This window comes from Bradyrhizobium sp. LHD-71 (genome assembly GCF_031157255.1).
In the GTDB taxonomy this organism is placed as follows: domain Bacteria; phylum Pseudomonadota; class Alphaproteobacteria; order Rhizobiales; family Xanthobacteraceae; genus P52-10.
Window position 1 is genome coordinate 1 of record NZ_JAVIFX010000040.1, and the last position, 19826, is coordinate 19826.

Here is a 19826-nt window from a genome sequence, read left to right on the forward strand (position 1 = left end):
TGCGAATTTCTGATCCATAAACGACACTAGAATCATAAACTTGCTAGTGTCCTGATCGAATCCGAAGTTCGCTCTGAGCTCGCTGCAAAGTATAGCGAACTTCGGATTCGGGACACTAGGCCGCGTGCCGTGTGGCATCGGCACCGAAATGCTCGATGTAGCGGGCGCTGATTGCCGACACAGGCATGATCATCAGCACGTCGGTCGTGCCGAACTGATAATCGATCACCGCGCCGTCGCCGACGAACGCGCCGAGCCGCAGGTAGCCCTTGATTAGCGGCGGCAATTCGCGCAGCGCCGTGCGCGGGTTGATCGCCTCTTTCGGCAGGCGGTTCATATCGATGTGACGATGCGGCAGCGCCGTCGTACGCCAGTCCTCGGGCGCGCTGGCGAAGTGGTGCAGGAACGAAAGCGGCAGCCGTAAGCGATCCGGATCGGTGCCTTCGAGGCTCGCGCAGCCGATCATCACATCGAACCTGTTTTGCCGAACATAACTCCAAACGCCATGCCACAGGAGCTCGACGGTCCGCTTGTTGCGATATTTCGGCAGGACGCAGGAGCGGCCGAGCTCGAGAAAGCGCAACGCGGAGTGCCGCTCCATCAGGCTGGCGATATCGAATTCGTTCTCGGTGTAAAAGCCGCCATGGCGCGCTGCGACCTCCTGAGACAGCAGCCGGTAGGTGCCGACGACGGGAGGCTTGCGCCGCAGCCGCGCCTTCATCGGGTGTGCAGCAGCATGGTCGATCACCAACACATGGTCGCAGATCCGGTCGAACGCATCCTTGTCGCGTCGCGCCAGCAGTGTCGCTGCGTCGGCAATGGCTGAACCATCGCGATAGAATATCTTGTAGCGCAATTTTTGCGCGCGCCGGATGTCTTTGCGCGTTGCGGCCAGCCGGACCTCCAGCGGGCCGATGCGGCCAAGCACGGATGCAGGCCGCGGCTGCGGCAGAAGGATGCTGCTTGCGGCCTGCCACGTCGGCTTGAGCCAGGCTGCTGGTTCGATCACGGCGAATGGCTTCAGCCGTTCCATCAAGCGGAGCGGTGCGCCGACCGGATCGAGATTTTGCATGGAATCCCCTGTAGCGGTCACCGCCGCCGTGCCTACGGCACTGGCAAATCGGTTCCGCAACGAGCGAATAAGCATGGACTATCTACGAAATTGTGACAGGACGTGCAGGGATCGATGACAGCCTTAAACCATCAGGCCGCGACGTGGGTCGCCGGCGCGATGCCGGCGAGGGCGTCCGCAAGCTGGTCGCGGTCGAGCGGCTTGATGAGGTAACCGTCCATGCCTGCCTCGAAACAGGCATCGCGGTCGTCGAAGACGGTGTTTGCGGTCAAAGCCAGCACGGGTGTACGCCGGCCGTGGCGCTCCGCTTCGCGCAACCGGATGCGTCTGGTCGCCTCCAGACCGTCCAGCTCCGGCATCTGCAGGTCCATCAGGATCGCATCGTAAGGGGTGCCCGCAGTTTCCGCGGCGATCCATGATTCCACCGCCATTGCGCCGTCGGTCGCGACGACGGCGCGGTGACCAAGGCGGGCGAGCAGAGATCGTGTCAGCAGTGCGTTGATCTCGTTGTCTTCAGCGATCAGCACGGACAGCGACCTGTCGGGTTTGCGTTCTGCCGGTCCGGTCGGAACAGTGGCCACGGCGTCAGACACGATCGAGAGAGAGGAATGCTCCGCGCCCAAACGGGCCGCGAGTGATGCCGGGCGCAAGGGCTTGACCAGGTAATCGCCATAGCCGAGCGGCTTCAAAGCTTCCAGCTCATGGCGATCCGCAGGCGCGATCATGATGATGATGCGGCTCGCATGCTGTTGCGCCGTGCTGCCGATCTGCCGCACATCCCCCACCGCCAGCGCATGGTCGACGAGCACGGCATCCCACATCCGCTCGGGAAGCAGTGCGAGCGCGGCGTCCACATCCGTCAGCACGCAGGTTTGCGCCCCCCATTCGCCGAGGCGGCGGGCGATCAGCGATGCCTCGATCGCCTGCGACGACACCAGCATGATCGACCGTCCGCGCAGGTCGGGCACAGCGAGGGCTGCAGATGCGCTCGCGACCGTGGCGAGCGGCAACGATACGGTAAAGGTTGCGCCAGCGTTCGGCGCGCTCTCGAGTGCGATCCGGCCGCCCATGCGGCGGACGATGCGCTCGCTGATGCTCAAGCCGAGCCCGGTGCCGCCGAAGGTCCGTCCTGTCCGGTCGTCCGCCTGCTCAAACTCGCCAAAGATGCGCTCCTGTGCATCGTGTGCGATGCCGATACCGGTGTCGCGGATCAGGAACTCAATCTCGTCGGGCCACGTGCCCGGCTGCACGATCAGCGCTGCGCCGCCCTCGGAGGTGAACTTGATGGCGTTGCCCACGAGGTTGAGCAGCACCTGTCGAACTCGCGCCACATCACCATTGACGATTGTCGGCAACTGGTCGTCGACATAGGCGGCGAGCTCGAGCTGCTTGGCCTGTGCCCGTGGCGCGAGAAGTTCGACGATTTCTTCGATCAGCGGCCGTAGCGGGAAGGGCCGGCTCTCGAGATCGAGACGACCTGCTTCGATCTTTGAGAAATCGAGGATCTCTTCGATCAGGGCGAGCAGCGCATCACCGGACGTCTTGATGGCCCGCGCATAGGTGGCTTGCTCCGGCGGAAGAGGCGAATCGAGGAGAAGGCCGCTCATGCCGATGATGCCATTCAATGGCGTGCGGATTTCGTGTGAGGCCATCGCAAGGAAGCGCGACTTGGCGTGATTTGCGGCGTTGGCCTGGTCGCGCGCGTGCGCCAGCGCGCGCTCGGTCTCGGCGCGGTCGGTCACGTCGCGACCGACGCATTGCAGCTCCGCCGGTGAATTGGCGTCGAGACGAACGAGCGTCTCGCGCCAGGCGATCCAGCGGCAGCCGAGCTGGCTGTCGACCTTCTGGTCGTACACGCGCGTGCCGTTTGCTTCTTTTGCGGCAGGGGCTTGCTCTATGGCAGCAATCTGGAATTCGCTGCCGATCAGCAGCCCGCGCGGAACGCCGACGAGCTGACAGAAGGCGTCGTTCACAAACGTGATCCGGCCCTGATCGTCTCTTCGAACGACGAAATCGCCTTGCACTTCGAACAGGTGCCTCGCGCGCTCCTCAGCCTCCTGTAACTCCCAGTTCCGATCGGCCAGCGCCTCGCTGTGCGCCTTGATGTTGCGCGCCTGCCGGCGCACCCAGCGTAAACGCATGTTCTGGATCGCGAGCGCAGCGCAGGCGACGGCGAACAGGAAGCTCATGCCAACCGCGAAGGCCTGCGGGTCGTAATCCTGCGCGCGGGCGCCGGCGATGAATCCGAATGCGGCGCCGAAAGCGATGGAAAAATAGAAGGCGGCGCGGATGGCCGAATTCAGGCGCGGATATCTGCGGGCGAAGCGGCGCAGCAGCAACCTCACGCGAAGGCCCGGCGTCATGCGCTTGCATCCTGGGGAGAGAAAAACCTGGCCAACATCATGCAGGCCTATTGCGAAGTGTTTGAGGAGGAACTGGCGGAAACCGATCCGTTGCAAACAAGGTTGAGGAAATCTTAACGCGCAGCTGTGTTCGGTCAGAACGTCGCTGCCGCGAACCGCGCATGCCCGCCGTGCGCGCTGACGACCAAGGCCGCCGCCTGCCGCAGCGTAATCTTCGTCGAATCGACGTAGATTCGATAATCGGCCGCACCGTCGCGCGACAGGTGAATGATCGGCTCGCCGGGAAGCGGATGCGAGCCGATCGTGACATGCCGGGCGAGGTCGCTGATGCCGCAGCCCTCGGCCTCCGCCGTATCGACATCGTCGGCGATCGCCAAATCCGCCAGGTCCGCCCCATCGATGACCTGCACCTTCACGGTGGCAAGTGACGGGTCGGTGGTGAAGGTGACGGGGCGAATGGATGCTGCGCTGATTCCCGCGGCCGTGCAGGATTGGGTCGCGACCGCAGTCCAGTCATGGACGATGCCACCGCCAGCGAGAATGAGCGGGACAACGGACGACAAAATCCCGAAACGCAACATGGTACGCACCACATGACTCGGATCGGGCCCACAGCGACCCGCACTTATGGTTCGCAAAGCGTAAAGGAAAGTCGTTACCGGATGCTTTATGGAGCGAATGGCTTTTAAGAGGGTTGTCGCCTTACGCCGGCCGCGAGCCTCGGCGGCCGTTCCGTTCTACTGCCCGCTGCGCGTCAGAGGACGAGTCTTTCAAGGCGTACGATGAGAAAGCCGCCGATCTGAATGGCCCCTTCGTCGACTACGGCAAAACCGCACTCGGTATAGAGGCGCAGGAGCGGAGGCCGCGGCGCACAATCGAGCCGCACTGCCTGCAAACGTGCTGCTTTGGCGGCCGCACTCGCCCAGTCTAACATCGCTCGGGACCAATTTTGGCCCGCTGATGATCGCAGTACAGCAAGCTTGTGCACGTAGAGCGCAATGCCAGCCGGCGTTTCCGGCCAAATTTCTGGATCGACATCTGCCGTCATCATGCAGGCGACGACGTGGTCCTCCGAGAGTCCAACAACGAGTCTGCCGGAATCTAGAATCGCCTGCACGGCGCCATCGGCGAACTGTTCCGGGCGCCAGAGCGGTTGGCCAATCGACTCTAGCCAGGCGCATGACTCGCGCCAGATGCTGCAAGCAGCTTCGGAGTCGTGATCCGTTCCCCAGCGTATCTGTGTCCGATCCATTCCACTATTCCCCTCGCATCGAGGCGAGGGCTGGTGCCCCGAAGGCTTTCAATAGCGGAGCGAAGATATCCTCCTCGGGCGGAATGATGAGGTCTTCGCGGTGGTCGGCGTCGGAGAATACAAGGCCGGGCCAGTTCCGCAGCACCACGACGGGGAGGCACTCCGCGCCCTCACCCATTAGTCCCACGGCGGCCGCAGCCATTGCGTCTGCTAGATTGGAAACAGTCACCTCAAGCGGGCGACCGAATATGTCGGGTGAGCCGCGATAGTCGCGGAGCGGCTCAAAGCCATAGCTGCCGATCGAGATTCCAACTGTCCCACGGCGGAGCGGGATGCAGTGACTGTCGGTCAGAATCACTCCCAAGCGAGCGACTCCACTACTGGCCGTCAGGCGTTCGCCGATTTCGCGTGCGGCTGCCCAAGGGGCCTTGGGCCAAAGCACGTAGTGTTCCTTTGCATTGCTGGCGTCGATCCCTGCGCTCGCGACCAATGTGCCGCCCTTGATGGCGAGCGTAATGCCGTATTTTGACGAGGCCCTGGAAATCCAGGCATCCGCCTCGGCTTCAACCAATTGCTCCTTGTCGAGAACCGCCTCCACAGGGATACAACGGCCCTGTGCGATGGCGACGATCTTTGAGGTGATCGCCACGACATCTCCCTCCTGGAGAACCGGCAATGCCGGAGTGAGTGCCTCCCAGAGGTCGTCCCTTGGCGGGAGCAACGGCCGTGTACGAATCGGAATAAGTGTCGTTCCGGCTGGCATGATGGCATCCTCCTTGTTTGAGAATGCCCAGGCGAGCGGCGGTCCAAGGCCGCGCTTCCCGGTGGTGGTCCACCTTTATCGCCAGTTACGCAGCTACTGAACTTCGACACATTGTCAGGTTGTTGGCAACAGAAATAGGTCGAGGACGAGAAAGGCCCTGGCCTTCAGTGCAGCACGCAAAATCCCTCAGCGCGCGTCACAATTTTCACGCGGCCTGCAAGCCGCCGTCGGCCAGTGCGCGATACGAGAGCGCTTCGGCAAGATGCAGTCGTCCGACCCGATCCGCTTTGTCGAGGTCGGCGAGCGTTCGCGCCACACGCAGCACGCGATGATAGCCGCGGGCCGACAGCCGCATCGTTTCGGCGGCGTCGCGGAGAAGCTTGAGGCCGGCAGTGTCCGGCTTCGCCACCTCCTCCAGCAACGCCGCGGGCGCCTCGGAATTGGTGCGGATCTGCGGCATGCCGAGCTGGGCGTAGCGCCGCGTCTGAACGGCACGCGCCGCTGCCACGCGGGCTGCGACCTCGGCCGAGCCTTCAGTTGGTGGCGGCAGAATCAGATCGGCTGCGGTGACTGCGGCGACCTCGATGCGCAGGTCGATACGATCGATCAGCGGACCGGAGATGCGCGCCTGATAATCGGCGATGCAGCGATCATTGCGCGCGCGCTTGCAGAGATATCCCGGATCGCTGGCATGACCGCAGCGGCACGGATTCATCGCCGCCACCAGCATGAAGCGCGCCGGGTAGGTGACGCGGTGATTGGCGCGCGAGACCGAGACCTCACCGTTTTCCAGCGGCTGGCGCAGCGCGTCGATCACCCGCGGCTCGAACTCCGGCAGTTCGTCGAGAAACAGCACGCCGTTATGAGCGAGCGAGATTTCGCCGGGCTTTGCGCGAATTCCCCCACCGGTGAGTGCAGCCATGCTTGCTGAATGATGCGGACTGCGGAACGGGCGCCGGTTGGTCAGCGCGCCACCGTCAAGTTCGCCGGCGACTGAGGCGATCATCGAGATTTCGAGCAGTTCGGCAGGCGACAACGGCGGCAGGATCGATGGTAGCCGCGCAGCCAGCATCGACTTGCCGGCGCCTGGCGCGCCAACCATCATCAGGTGGTGGCCGCCGGCGGCGGCGATCTCCAGCGCGCGTTTGGCGCTTTCCTGACCCTTGATGTCCCGCAGGTCGAGCGAGCTCGCTTCGATCTCGCGGATCTCGGGCTTCGGCCGCGACAGCACCTGCGTGCCCTTGAAATGATTCGCGAGCTGGATCAGCGAGGCGGCGGCGATGACCGGAATGTCCGGGCTTGCCCAGGCGGCCTCGGAGCCGCAGGCGGCAGGACAGATCAGTCCCTCGTCGCGGCCGTTGGCGGCAATCGCGGCCGGCAACACCCCCGCCACCCGGGCGATCGACCCGTCGAGGCCAAGCTCGCCCAGGACGGTGAAGCCGTTGAGTGCATCGGGCGGGATCGCGCCGATCGCAGCCATCAGGCCGAGCGCGATTGGCAAGTCGTAGTGGCTGCCTTCCTTCGGCAGGTCCGCCGGCGCAAGATTGACGGTGATGCGGCGCGCGGGAAGGGCGAGCCCGGAGGTGACTAGCGCCGAGCGCACCCGCTCGCGCGCTTCGGAGACGGCCTTATCGGGCAGCCCCACAATGTTGAAGCGTGGCAAACCAGGAGCGACCTGGACCTGGACGTCGACAGCGCGCGCCTCGATGCCTTCGAACGCAACCGTGGAGACGCGCTGTACCATCCCGCCCTCATTCCAGGCAGAATGCTAGCGCGGAAAAGTTCCCGAGACAAGAACATTAAGAGAACAGATCAGCCGGCCGGCGCCGGAATGAGCGGCGGCGCCGTCTCGAGAACCTCAGGCGCCGAGCGGGCGCCGGCGACCCGCCCGGCCAGCCGCAGCGCGAAGACCTGCGCAAAGCGAATGATTTGGGCGCTGCAGTCCTCGGCGTGGGCCGTGCCCACCGTTCCGGCAACGACCGGTGGATGCAGCCGGAAACACAGCTCCAACCCGCGGAGCTTCGGCAGGTTCTTCAATCTGAGATTGCCGATGCTGTCGCGAAAATCCAAAAAATCACGGGCCGCATCGTTCATCATGACGACCCAGCCGTCCGTCACCTCGCCCATCTCGTCGGTGATCGGCGATGCAATCAGCATTGCCTCGGGCGACACCTGGAAGAGGTGCTCGCACACTTCCGACTGTCGGTTGATCAACTCCGAATAGCAGACGAGAAGCACCGTGCCGGGCGCCAGCTTGATGGGCAGCACGAGCCCCTGCCAGACCTGCTGGCCGTTGCGCGAACTGCTGAACCGCACAAACGACGGCGCCAGCATTTTCGCAGCGTGGCGGTAGGCCGCGAGAAGATCGCGGGCAACTGCATTGTCCGACGTCGACAGCAGCCGGCCGGTGAGATCGATGCCGACCGCGGCCCGCACGGCGTCGCCCATATACATGTAGACGAAATCGTCGCCGGCCGAGAGCATGTAGGTCGAATGGCCGCGCAGCGGATGGCTCGATTCTTCGGTGAGGCGCTGCAACGAAAGGCTGTTGGTGGCGTTCAGCGCCTTCCATTTCGCCCACAGGAATTCCATTGCCCCACTCGAAAGCTCGCGGGGAATCGATCCGCCCTGGAAAACTTCGATCGCCATTGCTTTGGCCTGGCCGAATTCTTCTTCAGGCCAAATGGCCATGACACCGGTCCGATCTGCCGGTCAAAACACAGTATCGGCCTGTAGTAACCGCAGCGTTAATCGGCAAAAGCCTTTTCAGCGCCGCTTGGCCTCGATGCAATCCCAGACCTTGGCGGCGATATCGGGACCGCCGAGCCGTGCGATCGCGCGAATTCCGGTTGGCGATGTGACGTTGATTTCGGTGAGATTGCCGTCGATGACGTCGATGCCGACCAGCAGCAGGCCGCGCTGGCGCAGCGTCGGCCCGATCCGTTCGCAGATTTCCCGCTCGCGCGGCGTCAGATCGGTGGATTGCGCCGCGCCGCCGCGCACCATGTTGGAGCGCAGATCATCCGAGGCCGGCACGCGGTTGACAGCGCCGGCAAACTCGCCGTCCACCAGCATGATGCGTTTGTCGCCGTGCTTCACAGCCGGAAGGAAGCGCTGGGTGACCCACGGCTCGCGGAAGGTGACGGAGAACATGTCATAGAGCGAGCCGAAATTGAGATCGTCAGCGGTGATGCGGAACACGGCGCCGCCGCCGTGGCCGTAGAGCGGCTTCATCACGACATCGCCGTGCTCGGCGCGAAAGGCCTTGATCTCGTCGAGGTCGCGCGAGATCAGGGTCGGCGGCATCAGGTCGGAAAACTCCATCACCAGCACCTTTTCGGGCGCGTTGCGCACATGCGCCGGATCGTTGACGACGAGCGTCTTCGGATGGATTCGCTCGAGCATGTGCGTGGTTGTGATGTAGGCCATGTCGAACGGCGGATCCTGCCGCAGCAGGATCACGTCAAACGCCGCGAGGTTCTCACGTTTCGCATCACCCAGCGTGAAATGATCGCCGTCGGTGTCACGTACGCTGAGCGGCTGCACGGTGGCGAAGACCTCGCGGCCGCGCTGCGCCAGACGGTCCGGCGTGTAGTAGCTGACGGCATGGCCACGCTTCTGCGCCTCCAGCAGCATCGCAAAGGTGGAATCGCCGCGGATGTTGATGCGGGCGATCGGATCCATCTGGACGGCGACTTTCAGGCTCATCGGATTTCCACGCTAGGACATGAAGGTGCGGAGGCAATCTGGGCGATCTGTCGCCATCTTTCCAGCCGTAATTGCGGTGGGCAGCATCTCGGTCACGGTTTCGTCGCATCGAATGCCGCAACCAGATGGCGCGGCAGGCGACCCGGAACGACCAGCATGGCGTCGAAACGCAGCTCGTGCTTGTCGTATTGCGGACGGGTGGCGAGCCAGGCTTCCGCGGTGGCGATGATTCGTTGCTGCTGGTACGGCGTGATGGCGTAGGCTGCGTCGTCCAGGGTTGCACGCGCCTTGACCTCGATGAATGCGATGATCCCGCGCCGGCGTGCGATGATGTCGATCTCGCCCGTGCGCGAGCGAAACCGTCGGGCCACGATCCGATAGCCCTTGGCGATCAGCCACGCGGCGCAGCGGCTCTCGGCCGACAGGCCGCTCTGAAAAGCCGCTATCCGTTCGGGTGCGGCCTCGCGCGCCGCATCAGGTTTCAGGGGCTGCGGGACGTCAGCTTTCTTCATCGTCTGAGCTTCGCTTCGCAAGATCCAGCGCACGCGCATACACCTCGCGCCTGGGCCGGCCCGACAGTTCGACAGCATGCGCGACCGCGTCCTTGACGCTCCGGCTCTTCATCGCTTCCTTCAGAATGTCGTCGATCTCGTCCGTGCTCAGCCGCTGCGAGTCTGCATCCGGCGGACCGACGACGATGACGAATTCACCGCGTGTTTCGTGGTGATCGGCTTCGGCTGCGAGCGCGCTGAGCGGCGCGCGGCGAACGTCCTCATGAAGTTTCGTCAGCTCGCGGCAGACCGCAGCCTGGCGCTCGCTCATGACATCAGCGAGATCGCGCAGCGTGTCGGCGATACGCGAGCCGCCTTCGAACAGGACGAGGGTGGCATCGATCGTCGCCAGGTCCTTGATCCGAGCGCGGCGCGCCCCTTCCTTTGGCGGCAGAAATCCTTCGAAGTAAAAGCGATCGGTCGGCAGGCCGGCGACGGTGAGCGCTGCCAGCAACGCGGAAGCGCCGGGAATCGGCGTGACCGCGTGACCAGCAGCCGCGGCATCGCGGACCAGCTTGAAGCCGGGATCGGAAATCAGCGGCGTACCTGCATCCGATACAAGAGCGACCGTCGCGCCTTGCGCCAGCCGTTCCAGCAGTTTCGGCCTTGCGGTTGGCGCATTGTGCTCGTGATATGGCACAAGCGGCGTTGCGATCAGAAACCTGTCGAGCAGGCGACGTGTGACGCGGGAGTCCTCGCAGGCGATCACGTCGGCCCCGGCGAGGGTTTCGAGAGCGCGCAGAGTGATGTCGCCGAGGTTCCCGATCGGCGTCGCGACAAGGTAAAGGCCCGGCGAGGGGCGGGAAGCCGGCACGGTCGTCCCCGCAATGGTGAACGTCCGCAACCGTTCATTCGGGGGGAGGGAGGCAGGCTGTGAGGTCGGCTTGGCGCGCATGCGGTCCAATCTAGCGGGCACGGCGGCGAACGTCATGGCGCCACGACGCGAATTCCGGTCCAAACTGTTCCGATACGGGACGTCTGCCACAATGCTTGCGGCCTGGTTAATCATTGGACGACAATATGCCTGAATTGGTATCCAGATGGTCCTGCTCAACCACGACCGGAAACCGGGCAGGCAAGTCCGGTCCAGCGAAAGAGCCGCGATGGCAAATCCGTTAATGTTGCTGCCCCAGCGTGTAGGGGCCACTCGCCGCGCAGCCCTCGGGTTGATCCTCGCGGCACCTGCGGCCGGCTGTGCTGGTGTGCAGTCGGCGATTTCAAATTTCACCAGCTCGGGCCAGCCGCCGGCCCCCGCCGGCCCGCCGCAGCAGCCAACCGCGGTCGGCACAGGCTCGATCCGCGTTGGCCTGATCCTGCCATTGTCGGGTGGCGGCAACGCCGGCGTGGCGGCGCAGTCGATGCGCAATGCCGCCGAACTGGCGCTCATCGAATTCCAGAACCCGAATGTGCAGCTCCTGGTGAAGGACGATGCGAGCAGTCCACAAGGCGCGCAGCAAGCTGCCCAGCAGGCGATCGACGAAGGTGCGGAGATCATCCTTGGGCCGCTGTTCGGTGTGGCCGTGCCCGGCGCGGCGCAGGCTGCCCGCAGCCGCAACATTTCGGTGATTGCGTTCTCTACGGACTCGAGCGTCGCGGGCCGCGGCGTCTATCTCCTGAGCTTCCTGCCGGAGACCGATGTCGACCGCATCGTCGCTTACGCAGCGAGCACAGGTAAGCGATCGTTCGCCGCGATGCTTCCCGAGAACGCTTACGGCAATGTCGTGGAGGCGGCGTTCAAGCAGGCCGCGCCGCGCCGTGGAGCGCGCATCGTCGCCTTCGAGCGCTACGGTGCCGACCGCGCGCAGATGCAGAACTCGGCGCGCAACATCGCGCAGGCCCTGCCGCAAGCTGATGCGCTGCTGTTGGCCGACGATGGCGATGCGCTCGCGGGCCTGACAGATTCGCTCACGGGCGCCGGCGCAAACCTGCGCAATGTTCAGCTCTACGGCACGGGACTCTGGGACAATCCGCGCGTGTTCTCCAATCCTGCCTTGCAAGGCGGTCTCTATGCCGCGCCTGATCCCGCCGGCTTCCGCGCATTTGCGGGACGCTATCGGGCGAAATATGGCCAGGACCCGGTGCGCACTGCGACCCTTGCCTACGACTCGGTCGCACTCGTTGCAGCGCTTGCGAAGACACAAGGGCCTCAGCGCTTCTCGGCGGAGGTGCTGCAAAACCCGTCGGGGTTCGCTGGCATCGACGGACTGTTCCGCTTCAAGGCCGACGGCACCAACGAGCGCGGACTCGCCATCATGCGTGTGGGAACGAGTGGCGCGCAGGTCGCCGCCGCGGCGCCGCGGAGCTTCGGCGTCTAGGCGGACCTTCGTTTACGAAAGAAAGCTGGTGATCTACGCCGCCAGATCGGCGACGACAGCGTCGAGTACCGGAAATCCCTCTTGCGTGACGCGCAGCCGGCCGTCACCGTCCACGGTGATGGCGCCTTCATTGCGCAGCAACTCGATCCGGTCCTGATCCAGCGCGCGTCCGGCAAGCGTGCGATAGCGCTCGGGGTCGATCCCTTCGCGCAACCGCAAGCCCATCAGCAGGTATTCGTCAGCCCGCTCTTCGTGCGTCAGCGCATCATCGATAACCACGCCATGCCCGAGCTGCTCCACGCGCATCAACCAGGTCTCGGGCCTTTTTTCAGTCGCGGTCGCCCGGCGCGTCCCGCCGACGTCGATGCGGCCATGCGCACCGGGACCGACGCCCGCATACTCGTCGCCGCGCCAATAGACGAGATTATGTCGGCATTCCGCGCCCGGGCGCGCGTGATTGGATATTTCGTAGGCGGGAAGTCCCGCCGTCGCGCAGATCTCCTGCGTCACGTCGTAGAGTGCGCGTGCGTTCGTGTCGTCGGGAATCACCAGCTTGCCGGCGGCATGCAGGCCGGCGAACGGCGTCTCCGGCTCGATGGTGAGCTGATAAAGCGAAAGATGCTCGGCCGCCTCGGCGATCGCGCGCCGCAGTTCTCGGGTCCAGCCGTCCACGGTCTGGCCCGGCCGGGCGTAGATCAGGTCGAACGAGTAACGATCGAAAGCGCTGCGCGCGATCGCGACCGCGTCAAGCGCTTCGCGCGCGCTGTGCATGCGGCCGAGCGCTTTCAGCGACACATCATCGAGCGCCTGCACGCCGAGCGACACGCGATTGACTCCGGCTGCGCGGTAGCCGTGGAAGCGTGTGGCCTCGACGCTGGTGGGATTGGCTTCCAGCGTCACCTCGACGTCGCGGGCGACACGCCAGTTCCTGCCGATTGCGTCGAGCACGGCACCCACGGTCTGTGGCTGCATCAGCGAGGGCGTTCCGCCGCCGAGAAAGATCGAGGAGACGGTGCGGCCGGGGGTCCGCTCTGCCGTCGTCGCTATCTCGCGGGCAAAGGCGCGGGCGAAACGCTCCTCGTCGATTGCCGCGTGCCGCACATGGCTGTTGAAATCGCAGTACGGGCACTTCGACAGGCAGAAGGGCCAGTGCACGTAAACACCGAAGGCGCTCGCGTCAGCTGCGGACAAGGCATCTCTCCGCCAGCTTCACGAATGCGCGGGCGCGGTGCGACAGCCCCATACCCAGCGGCGGCAGCCCATGCTTTTCGTCGGCGGTCATCTCGCCGAACGTTCGCGCGTGACCGTTCGGCAGAAAGGCCGGGTCGTAACCGAAACCGGCCGTCCCGCGTGGCGGCCAGACCCATGTGCCGTCAGCCCGCGCCTCGACCTCCTCGCAATGTCCGTCCGGCCAGGCGACACATAGCGCGGATACGAAATGTGCACCCCGCCGTGCCGGCTCGGTTGCACCGCGCTCCTGTAGCAGGCGCTCGATGCGGGCCATCGCCGCATTGAAGTCCTTCGCAGGGCCTGCCCAGCGCGCGGAATGGATGCCCGGCTGCCCGCCCAGGGCATCAATTGCGAGGCCCGAATCATCGGCGAACGCCGGAAGCTTTGCAGCTTGGGCGGCGGCCTCGGCCTTGATCCGCGCATTGGCTTGAAACGTCGTGCCGGTCTCGTCCGGCTCGCCCAGCCCGAGCTCGCCTGCCGAAATCGCTTCGATGCCGTACGGCGCGAGCAGGTCGCGCATTTCCGTCAGCTTGCCGGGGTTGTGGGTCGCGATCACGAGCCGGCCCTCGATTCGGCGGTGCGAATTCATTTGGGCTTTCTATCAGATTCGGACGTCAAGCAACGGCCATCTTCTGCAGGTCGCAGAGCCGGCCGATGCCCTTTTTCGCCAGCGCCATCAGTGCGAGGAACTCGTCCGACGAGAACGGCGTCCGCTCGGCGGTGCCCTGCACCTCGATAATCCGGCCGTCGCCGGTCATGACGAAGTTTGCGTCGGTCTCGGCCTCCGAGTCTTCGGCATAGTCGAGATCCAGCACCGGCGTACCGTTGTAGATTCCGCAGGAGACCGCAGCGACATGGTCGCGCAGCACGGTTCCTTTCACCATGTTGCGTGCCTTCATCCAGTTCAGGCAGTCGGCCAACGCGACCCAAGCGCCGGTGATCGACGCGGTGCGCGTTCCGCCATCCGCCTGCAGCACGTCGCAATCGACGGTGATCTGCCGCTCGCCGAGGGCCACCAGATCGACCGTCGTGCGCAGCGCCCGGCCGATCAGCCGCTGGATCTCCACCGTGCGGCCGCTCTGCTTGCCGGCCGAGGCCTCGCGCCGCGTCCGCTCGAGCGTTGCACGCGGGAGCATGCCGTATTCGGCGGTGACCCAGCCGCGTCCCTGGCCTTTCAGCCATGGCGGCAGCCGATCCTCCAGCGTCGCCGTCACCAGCACGTGGGTGTCGCCGAATTTCACGAGGCAGGAGCCTTCGGCATATTTGACGACGCCGCGCTCGAGCGTGACGGCGCGCAATTCGTCGGGTGCACGGCGGCTTGGCCGCATAGGCTGGTCTCCGCAATCGATGATTGTTGCCGGTGCTTTTAGGCGCGCCCTACCGGCGCGGCAAGGGCTTGGAACCGCTTGCGGGGCAACCTGCTTGAAACTACCCCCCAAGATGGACAATTCTGGCGTCGGAATGGAGGTCAACTTGGCTGGAAGCGATCCGAACGCCCACCTGAGCACGTTGCACGCAGGGTTAGCCGAACTCAACGAGCGCTCGCGGGATATTTTCCGGCAGATCGTCGAGAGCTACCTCGCGACCGGCGAGCCGGTCGGCTCACGCAATGTTTCGCGCCTGATCACGCTGCCGCTGTCGCCCGCGTCGGTGCGCAACGTCATGTCGGATCTCGAACAGCTCGGGCTGATCTATGCGCCGCACACGTCGGCGGGCCGCCTGCCGACCGAGCTTGGCTTGCGTTTCTTTGTCGATGCGCTGATGCAGGTCGGCGACCTGACGGAGGACGAACGGCAATCGATCCAGACGCAGCTCGCGTCGGTCGGCCGTGCGCAATCGGTCGAGGCTGCGCTCAGCGAGGCCATGACGCGACTGTCGGGCCTCACGCGCGCGGCGGCCGTCGTGCTGACAGCGAAGTCGAACGTGCGGTTGAAGCACATCGAGTTTGTGCGGCTTGAGCCGGAACGTGCATTGGCGGTTCTGGTGGCTGAAGACGGCCAGATCGAGAACCGCGTCTTGCCGTTGCCGCCCGGTGTGCCGATGTCGGCGCTCACCGAAGCCTCGAACTTCCTCAACGCACGGATCAGAGGTCGCACACTCGCCGAAGCGCGCGCGGAACTCGAGCAGGCGATGGCTGCGAGCCGTCACGAACTCGACCAGCTCACGCAGAAGGTGATCTCGGCGGGGCTGGCAAGCTGGTCCGGTGGCGAGAGCGACGACCGACAGCTGATCGTGCGCGGGCATGCGAACCTGCTCGATGATCTGCACGCCATGGAAGACCTTGAGCGGGTGCGGTTGTTGTTCGACGATCTGGAGGCCAAGCGCGGCGTCATCGACCTTCTGGGTCGCGCCGAGCGCGCCGAAGGCGTACGCATCTTCATCGGTTCGGAGAACAAGCTGTTCTCGCTGTCGGGGTCCTCGACCATCGTCGCGCCCTATCGCGACAACGCCGGTCACATCGTCGGCGTGCTCGGCGTCATCGGTCCGACCCGGCTGAATTATGCACGGGTGATCCCGACGGTGGACTATGCCGCGCGCATCGTCAGCCAGATGCTCGGCGGGTAACCAAATCAAAATGCCTTGATTTTCCGGGACAAAGCACCGATATGCCGCCTGACACAATTTGCGGCACACGTTTGCAGCATAAGGTTTGCGGAATGAGCGATAGCAACGGGCAGAAGCCAAAAGAGGGCCGGGAGACCGCGGCGCAGGACAACGAGCCGAAGGTGTCCAAGCCCTATATCATGCCTGATGAACCGGAAGAGGGCTCGGCGGAAGCGGTCGCCAAGGAACTTCTTAACAAGGAACTCGGCGAAACCCGTGACCGGATGCTGCGCACGCTCGCCGAGATGGAGAACCTTCGCAAGCGGACGTCGCGTGAGATATCGGATGCGCGCGCCTACGGTATCACGGCGTTCGCGCGTGACGTGCTCGATATCGCCGACAATTTGCAGCGAGCCCTCGATGCCGTTCCCGCTGAAGCGAAGGCTGCGGCCGACCCGGGCCTGAAGGCCCTGATCGAAGGCGTCGAGCTCACCGAACGCTCGCTGCTCAACACGCTGGAGAAGAACGGCGTAAAGAAGTTCGATCCCACGGGCGAACGGTTCGATCCGAATTTTCAGCAGGCGATGTACGAAGTCCCCGATCCATCGGTGCCTGCCGGCACGGTGGTGCAGGTGGTGCAGGCCGGTTACCTCATCGGCGAGCGCGTGTTGCGCCCAGCGCTTGTGGGCGTGTCGAAGGGCGGCGCAAAGCCGGCGCCAGCGCCGCAGCCGGCTTCGCCTGATTCGGATAACGCGGCCTGACGTTCTGAATTTTTCAGGATGCCGCGTTAGCGGCGGTCGATGCCGTCGCGCACCGCACGGAAGCGCGTGAACATCTGCGGCCACTCCTTGCGCGCCGAGGCGGCGATGATACGCAACGTGGCGCCGCCGCCGAAGCGCAGCCATTGCACGACGGTCACCGGTTTGTCGTCCTTGATGCTGGTTCCCTCGACGCGTATTTCGTGGCCGGCGGCCCCGCCGATGCGCATCGGTTCGGAATTCGTGATCCGCCCCTCGCGGAGCCCCGGGATCGTTGTCGCAAGCTGCCGCGCAAGCCGCTCGCGTCCATCCGGCTGGTCGGCCGACACGCGTGCAACCGAAATCAACACGTAAGGCGCCCCCGACAGCGCGCCCTCCTCGTCGCCGTCGAGCAGCATGACGGCCTGTCCCGGCACCAGGGTGCGCACATTCTTGAACCCCGAAAGGTCGGAAACCTTAAACGGCAGCAGCTCGAGTTGCTCTTCGGCGGGGACCTCCGCGCGCAGCATCGTCGATGCCAGCATCCGCCGAATTGCATGATCGGGATAAGCTTTGGCCGCGGCCTCCGGCACGTCCACGGAGATGTATCCGGCGATTCGTCCATCGGAAACGATGATCGCCACCCGGCCGTTGTTCGGTCCGCTGTTCGGCCCGCCGGCGCGGCTGAGATAGGCCCTGCCTGCGGCCGTCTCGAAGGCCTGCGCGTCCTCCATGGCCGTCGGCAGGGGCTTGCGCTCCCTCATCGCCGTGTCGATCGCGTCGAAGGCCGAAGGCGGCATTTCACGCAAAGTGACGCTCAGATTGTTGTCGGGGTTTTCAAAGCCGGCGCCGTTCTTCAGCGGAACGATGCCGTCCAGCGGCACAAGGCCGATCCGTGAGCCCGGCGGATAAACGACGTCGCTGGCGAAGGCGCTTCCTGCAAGGATCAGAAGAGCCAGCGGTGCGGCCAGAATGGATCGCAAGGCAGTCGGTCCGATGCGCATGGGAGGTCTTCTGGGTCCGCTTTTGGGCCGTTTGATGTTGTGACGTTGTCGCTGGCGAGGGAGGCGGGAAGCCTCCTTCCCCTTACCCGGCCTGGCAGAATCATGAAAGCGTGGTCGCGGATTCGTGACCAAATCTCTTGCGGCCCGGTGCGGCTCTCTTATATCTCCGGCGAACGTCCCAAGAGATTGGGGCGCAATGCATTTGGGAGCCGGATTGGGTCGAATTGGGCACATGGCCCGCGACCCTGCTCGGGTGCCGGTCTGGGCCCGGCTGGCTCGCCGCAGAGAAAGGGTTAGAAGACCATGGGAAAGGTCATTGGTATCGATCTCGGCACCACGAATTCGTGTGTTGCTGTTATGGACGGCAAAACGCCGAAAGTGATTGAGAACTCCGAAGGCGTACGGACGACACCTTCGATCGTCGCTTTCACCGATGATGGCGAGCGCCTCGTCGGCCAGCCGGCCAAGCGCCAGGCCGTCACCAATCCGGAAAAGACGTTCTTCGCAGTGAAGCGCCTGATCGGCCGCCGCTACGACGACCCGATGGTCGAAAAGGACAAGCAGCTCGTTCCCTATAAGATCGTCAAGGCCAGCAACGGCGACGCGTGGGTCGAGGCCGACGGCAAGACCTACTCGCCCTCGCAGATTTCCGCGTTCATTCTGCAGAAGATGAAGGAGACGGCGGAAGCCCATCTCGGCCAGAAGGTCGATCAGGCCGTCATCACGGTGCCCGCCTACTTCAACGACGCGCAGCGCCAGGCGACCAAGGACGCGGGCAAGATCGCGGGCCTTGAAGTCCTGCGCATCATCAATGAGCCGACCGCGGCCGCGCTCGCTTATGGTCTCGACAAGGCCAAGGCTGGCACCATCGCCGTGTACGATCTTGGCGGCGGCACGTTCGACGTTTCGATTCTCGAGATCGGCGACGGCGTCTTCGAGGTGAAGTCCACCAACGGCGATACCTTCCTGGGCGGCGAAGATTTCGACATGCGCCTGGTCGGCTACCTGGCGGATGAATTCCAGAAAGAGCAGGGCATCAACCTGCGCAACGACAAGCTTGCCCTGCAGCGGCTGAAGGAAGCTGCGGAAAAGGCCAAGATCGAACTGTCGTCCACGACGCAGACCGAAATCAATCTGCCGTTCATCACGGCCGACCAGTCGGGTCCGAAGCATCTGACGATGAAGCTGACCCGCGCCAAGTTCGAGGCGCTGGTGCAGGATCTCGTCGACAAGACCATCGAGCCGTGCCGCAAGGCGCTGAAGGATGCCGGCCTCTCGGCCGGTGAGATCACCGAAGTTGTCCTGGTCGGTGGCATGACGCGCATGCCGAAGATCCAAGAAGTGGTGAAGCAGTTCTTCGGCAAGGAGCCCCACAAGGGCGTCAATCCGGACGAGGTCGTGGCGATCGGCGCTGCGATCCAGGCGGGCGTGCTGCAGGGCGACGTCAAGGACGTGCTGCTGCTCGACGTGACACCGCTGTCGCTCGGCATCGAGACGCTGGGTGGCGTCTTCACCCGCATCATTGATCGCAACACGACCATTCCGACCAAGAAGAGTCAGGTGTTCTCGACGGCCGAAGACAACCAGAACGCCGTCACCATCCGCGTCTTCCAGGGCGAACGCGAGATGGCGGCCGACAACAAGATCCTCGGCCAGTTCGACCTGATGGGCATCCCGCCCGCGCCGCGCGGCATGCCGCAGATCGAGGTGACGTTCGACATCGACGCCAACGGCATCGTCAACGTATCGGCGAAAGACAAGGCGACCGGCAAGGAGCAGCAGATCCGCATTCAGGCGTCGGGCGGTTTGTCGGAGGGCGACATCGACAAGATGGTCAAGGATGCCGAAGCGCATGCCGCCGACGACAAGAAGCGGAAGGAAGCCGTCGAGGCGAAGAACCACGCCGATGCGTTGGTGCATTCGACCGAGAAGGCGCTCGCCGAACACGGTTCGAAGGTCGGCGAGAGCGATCGCCGCGCGATCGAGGACGCCGTCGGCGACCTGAAGGAAGCGCTGAAGGGCGACGATGCAGAGGCGATCAAGGCCAAGACCAACACGCTGGCGCAGGCTTCGATGAAGCTTGGCGAAGCGATGTACAAGCAGCAGCAGGCCGAGGCCGAAGGTGCTGCGCCCGGCGGAGGTGAAAAGAAGGACGATGTTGTCGACGCGGAGTTCACCGAGGTCGACGACGACAAGAACAACAAGAAGTCTGCGTAAGTTTAAGGAGACGATGACCCCTCATCCTTGAGATGGGACGAGGGGTCATTCTTAAGCTGAGGACTGCATC

Annotated in this window: 18 protein-coding genes and 1 riboswitch; of the genes, 4 read left to right on the forward strand and 14 right to left on the reverse strand. The window is 64.2% G+C overall.

Annotated elements, in window-relative coordinates; genetic code table 11:
* Positions 1-115: 115 nt before the first annotated feature.
* The 10 genes from RCO31_RS31075 to rsmI all read right to left on the reverse strand — a co-directional run bounded on the left by RCO31_RS31075 (position 116) and on the right by rsmI (position 10604).
* Positions 116-1072, reverse strand: coding sequence for a GNAT family N-acyltransferase (locus RCO31_RS31075; RefSeq protein ID WP_308972220.1), 957 nt, complete (start codon positions 1070-1072; stop codon positions 116-118).
* A gap of 131 nt (positions 1073-1203) precedes the next feature.
* Complete coding sequence (locus RCO31_RS31080) at positions 1204-3435, reverse strand: response regulator (protein WP_308972221.1); 2232 nt, start codon at positions 3433-3435, stop codon at positions 1204-1206.
* A 134-nt stretch (positions 3436-3569) separates the two neighbouring features.
* On the reverse strand, positions 3570-4016 hold the full coding sequence (locus RCO31_RS31085) for a hypothetical protein (RefSeq protein WP_308972222.1): 447 nt from the start codon (positions 4014-4016) through the stop codon (positions 3570-3572).
* Between the two features lie 173 nt (positions 4017-4189).
* Complete coding sequence (locus RCO31_RS31090; protein WP_308972223.1) at positions 4190-4687, reverse strand: GNAT family N-acetyltransferase; 498 nt, start codon at positions 4685-4687, stop codon at positions 4190-4192.
* Positions 4688-4691: 4 nt separating this feature from the next.
* Positions 4692-5450, reverse strand: coding sequence for a coenzyme F420-0:L-glutamate ligase (locus tag RCO31_RS31095; RefSeq protein WP_374991558.1), 759 nt, complete (start codon positions 5448-5450; stop codon positions 4692-4694).
* An 18-nt stretch (positions 5451-5468) separates the two neighbouring features.
* A riboswitch (ZMP/ZTP riboswitch) is annotated at positions 5469-5549 on the reverse strand.
* A 106-nt stretch (positions 5550-5655) separates the two neighbouring features.
* Positions 5656-7194, reverse strand: coding sequence for a YifB family Mg chelatase-like AAA ATPase (locus RCO31_RS31100; RefSeq protein ID WP_308972225.1), 1539 nt, complete (start codon positions 7192-7194; stop codon positions 5656-5658).
* A gap of 68 nt (positions 7195-7262) precedes the next feature.
* Entirely contained in the window at positions 7263-8141 is an 879-nt protein-coding gene (locus RCO31_RS31105) for a hypothetical protein (RefSeq protein ID WP_308972226.1), read from the reverse strand.
* Between the two features lie 75 nt (positions 8142-8216).
* Positions 8217-9158, reverse strand: coding sequence for a glutathione synthase (gene gshB / locus RCO31_RS31110; RefSeq protein ID WP_308972227.1), 942 nt, complete (start codon positions 9156-9158; stop codon positions 8217-8219).
* Positions 9159-9250: 92 nt separating this feature from the next.
* Positions 9251-9670 (reverse strand): YraN family protein, encoded by a 420-nt coding sequence (locus tag RCO31_RS31115; RefSeq protein ID WP_308972228.1) that lies wholly within the window; start codon positions 9668-9670, stop codon positions 9251-9253.
* The gene (gene rsmI / locus RCO31_RS31120; RefSeq protein ID WP_308972229.1) at positions 9657-10604 is read right to left on the reverse strand and encodes a 16S rRNA (cytidine(1402)-2'-O)-methyltransferase; all 948 of its coding nucleotides are present in this window, start codon (positions 10602-10604) and stop codon (positions 9657-9659) included. The genes RCO31_RS31115 and rsmI overlap by 14 nt, the downstream gene beginning before the upstream one ends.
* Before the next feature lie 208 nt (positions 10605-10812).
* On the opposite strand from rsmI, the gene RCO31_RS31125 reads away from it, so the two are divergent.
* Positions 10813-12024: a penicillin-binding protein activator gene (locus tag RCO31_RS31125; protein ID WP_308972230.1), complete on the forward strand. Its 1212-nt coding sequence runs from the start codon at positions 10813-10815 to the stop codon at positions 12022-12024.
* Positions 12025-12057: 33 nt separating this feature from the next.
* Here the strand turns inward: RCO31_RS31125 and hemW are convergent, their stop codons facing one another.
* The 3 genes from hemW to rph are packed head-to-tail and all read right to left on the reverse strand — an operon-like array spanning position 12058 to position 14582.
* Positions 12058-13215 carry a radical SAM family heme chaperone HemW gene (hemW, locus tag RCO31_RS31130; RefSeq protein ID WP_308972231.1) on the reverse strand — a complete coding sequence of 386 codons (1158 nt, stop codon included), beginning with the start codon at positions 13213-13215 and terminating at the stop codon, positions 12058-12060.
* The gene (gene rdgB / locus RCO31_RS31135; protein ID WP_308972232.1) at positions 13202-13843 is read right to left on the reverse strand and encodes an RdgB/HAM1 family non-canonical purine NTP pyrophosphatase; all 642 of its coding nucleotides are present in this window, start codon (positions 13841-13843) and stop codon (positions 13202-13204) included. Before rdgB ends, hemW begins: the two co-directional genes overlap by 14 nt.
* 25 nt (positions 13844-13868) lie before the next feature.
* Positions 13869-14582: a ribonuclease PH gene (gene rph / locus RCO31_RS31140; RefSeq protein ID WP_308972233.1), complete on the reverse strand. Its 714-nt coding sequence runs from the start codon at positions 14580-14582 to the stop codon at positions 13869-13871.
* A 133-nt stretch (positions 14583-14715) separates the two neighbouring features.
* Here rph and hrcA point away from each other — a divergent pair, with 133 nt between their 5' ends.
* Complete coding sequence (gene hrcA, locus RCO31_RS31145; RefSeq protein ID WP_308972276.1) at positions 14716-15819, forward strand: heat-inducible transcriptional repressor HrcA; 1104 nt, start codon at positions 14716-14718, stop codon at positions 15817-15819.
* 92 nt (positions 15820-15911) lie between these two features.
* Entirely contained in the window at positions 15912-16559 is a 648-nt protein-coding gene (gene grpE / locus RCO31_RS31150) for a nucleotide exchange factor GrpE (RefSeq protein ID WP_308972234.1), read from the forward strand.
* A gap of 26 nt (positions 16560-16585) precedes the next feature.
* On the opposite strand, the gene RCO31_RS31155 is transcribed toward grpE, so the two are convergent.
* Positions 16586-17539, reverse strand: coding sequence for a hypothetical protein (locus RCO31_RS31155; RefSeq protein ID WP_308972235.1), 954 nt, complete (start codon positions 17537-17539; stop codon positions 16586-16588).
* 303 nt (positions 17540-17842) lie between these two features.
* Between RCO31_RS31155 and dnaK the strand changes: the two genes are divergently transcribed.
* Positions 17843-19756 (forward strand): molecular chaperone DnaK, encoded by a 1914-nt coding sequence (dnaK, locus tag RCO31_RS31160; RefSeq protein WP_308972236.1) that lies wholly within the window; start codon positions 17843-17845, stop codon positions 19754-19756.
* Positions 19757-19826: the final 70 nt, after the last annotated feature.

Excerpts from the sequence above, each read along its gene's own strand:
- rsmI (WP_308972229.1), bottom strand. The coding sequence starts at position 10,604 with ATGCGCGCCAAGCCGACCTCACAGCCTGCCTCCCTCCCCCCGAATGAA.
- RCO31_RS31095 (WP_374991558.1), bottom strand. The coding sequence starts at position 5,450 with ATGCCAGCCGGAACGACACTTATTCCGATTCGTACACGGCCGTTGCTC.
- RCO31_RS31080 (WP_308972221.1), bottom strand. The coding sequence starts at position 3,435 with ATGACGCCGGGCCTTCGCGTGAGGTTGCTGCTGCGCCGCTTCGCCCGC.
- hrcA (WP_308972276.1), top strand. The coding sequence starts at position 14,716 with ATGGAGGTCAACTTGGCTGGAAGCGATCCGAACGCCCACCTGAGCACG.
- RCO31_RS31090 (WP_308972223.1), bottom strand. The coding sequence starts at position 4,687 with ATGGATCGGACACAGATACGCTGGGGAACGGATCACGACTCCGAAGCT.
- RCO31_RS31125 (WP_308972230.1), top strand. The coding sequence starts at position 10,813 with ATGGCAAATCCGTTAATGTTGCTGCCCCAGCGTGTAGGGGCCACTCGC.
- RCO31_RS31115 (WP_308972228.1), bottom strand. The coding sequence starts at position 9,670 with ATGAAGAAAGCTGACGTCCCGCAGCCCCTGAAACCTGATGCGGCGCGC.
- grpE (WP_308972234.1), top strand. The coding sequence starts at position 15,912 with ATGAGCGATAGCAACGGGCAGAAGCCAAAAGAGGGCCGGGAGACCGCG.
- RCO31_RS31085 (WP_308972222.1), bottom strand. The coding sequence starts at position 4,016 with ATGTTGCGTTTCGGGATTTTGTCGTCCGTTGTCCCGCTCATTCTCGCT.
- RCO31_RS31155 (WP_308972235.1), bottom strand. The coding sequence starts at position 17,539 with ATGCGCATCGGACCGACTGCCTTGCGATCCATTCTGGCCGCACCGCTG.
- rph (WP_308972233.1), bottom strand. The coding sequence starts at position 14,582 with ATGCGGCCAAGCCGCCGTGCACCCGACGAATTGCGCGCCGTCACGCTC.
- RCO31_RS31100 (WP_308972225.1), bottom strand. The coding sequence starts at position 7,194 with ATGGTACAGCGCGTCTCCACGGTTGCGTTCGAAGGCATCGAGGCGCGC.
- RCO31_RS31075 (WP_308972220.1), bottom strand. The coding sequence starts at position 1,072 with ATGCAAAATCTCGATCCGGTCGGCGCACCGCTCCGCTTGATGGAACGG.
- RCO31_RS31105 (WP_308972226.1), bottom strand. The coding sequence starts at position 8,141 with ATGGCCATTTGGCCTGAAGAAGAATTCGGCCAGGCCAAAGCAATGGCG.
- dnaK (WP_308972236.1), top strand. The coding sequence starts at position 17,843 with ATGGGAAAGGTCATTGGTATCGATCTCGGCACCACGAATTCGTGTGTT.
- gshB (WP_308972227.1), bottom strand. The coding sequence starts at position 9,158 with ATGAGCCTGAAAGTCGCCGTCCAGATGGATCCGATCGCCCGCATCAAC.
- rdgB (WP_308972232.1), bottom strand. The coding sequence starts at position 13,843 with ATGAATTCGCACCGCCGAATCGAGGGCCGGCTCGTGATCGCGACCCAC.